The sequence below is a fragment of the Adlercreutzia sp. DFI.6.23 genome (genome assembly GCF_024462535.1).
Lineage (GTDB): Bacteria > Actinomycetota > Coriobacteriia > Coriobacteriales > Eggerthellaceae > Adlercreutzia > Adlercreutzia rubneri.
Genome location: NZ_JANGBP010000729.1, coordinates 1 through 291, shown reverse-complemented (window position 1 = coordinate 291; position 291 = coordinate 1). Strand labels below are relative to the sequence as shown.

The window sequence follows — 291 nt, the reverse complement described above, 5'->3', positions numbered from 1 at the left end:
CGCAGCCCGGCTCCTCGTGGTGGGTGCAGTCGCGGAAGCGGCACTGCGCCGCCAGCGCCTCCACATCGGGAAAAGCCGCGCCGATGCCCTCTTCGGCGTCCCACAGCCCCAATCCCCGCACGCCCGGCATATCCACGATGCGACCGGCGCCGGGCACCTCCACAATCTCGCGGCTCACCGTGGTGTGGCGGCCCTTGCCCTCCCCCTCGCGAACTGCGCCGACGCTTAAGACCTCGGCGCCCACCAGCATGTTCACCCGGCGGGACTTCCCCACCCCCGAGCGCCCGCTGA

1 protein-coding gene is annotated in these 291 nt (G+C 72.2%); it reads right to left on the bottom strand.

Features of this window, described 5'->3' with window-relative positions; genetic code table 11:
* Positions 1-291: GTPase RsgA (rsgA, locus tag NE591_RS15245; protein ID WP_256157100.1), on the bottom strand; the 291-nt coding region annotated here is incomplete at both ends.